Annotated in this window: 1 protein-coding gene; it reads left to right on the plus strand. The window is 61.0% G+C overall.

From position 1 onward, the window contains the following. Positions 1–595: aconitase family protein (locus ACTHUR_RS16015; RefSeq protein WP_440399662.1), on the plus strand; the 595-nt coding region annotated here is incomplete at both ends.

Below are 595 nucleotides of genomic sequence, written 5' to 3' on the forward strand. Positions count from 1 at the left end.
TTGATGCGCTGGGCGTGATTTCCGTAGGCGTGGGCGGTTTGGAGGCGGAAACCGTGATGCTGGGGCGCGCGTCCATGATGCGCCTGCCCGATATTGTCGGCGTGGAGTTGACGGGCAAACGGCAGGCGGGCATTACGGCGACGGATATTGTGTTGGCGCTGACCGAGTTTCTGCGCAAAGAGCGCGTGGTTGGGGCGTTTGTCGAATTTTTCGGCGAGGGCGCGAGAAGCCTGTCCATCGGCGACCGCGCGACCATTTCCAACATGACGCCGGAGTTCGGCGCGACTGCCGCCATGTTCGCCATCGACGCGCAAACCATTGATTATTTGAAACTGACCGGACGCGACGACGCGCAGGTGAAATTGGTGGAAACCTACGCCAAAACCGCAGGGCTGTGGGCAGATGCCTTAGAAACCGCCGTTTATCCGCGCGTGTTGAAGTTTGATTTGAGCAGCGTAACGCGCAACATGGCAGGCCCGAGCAACCCGCACGCGCGTTTTGCCACCGTCGATTTGGCGGCGAAAGGGCTGGCGAAGCCTTACGAAGAGCCTTCAGACGGCCTCATGCCCGACGGCGCGGTCATCATCGCCGCGAT

The sequence above is a fragment of the Neisseria sp. P0021.S007 genome, assembly GCF_051956855.1.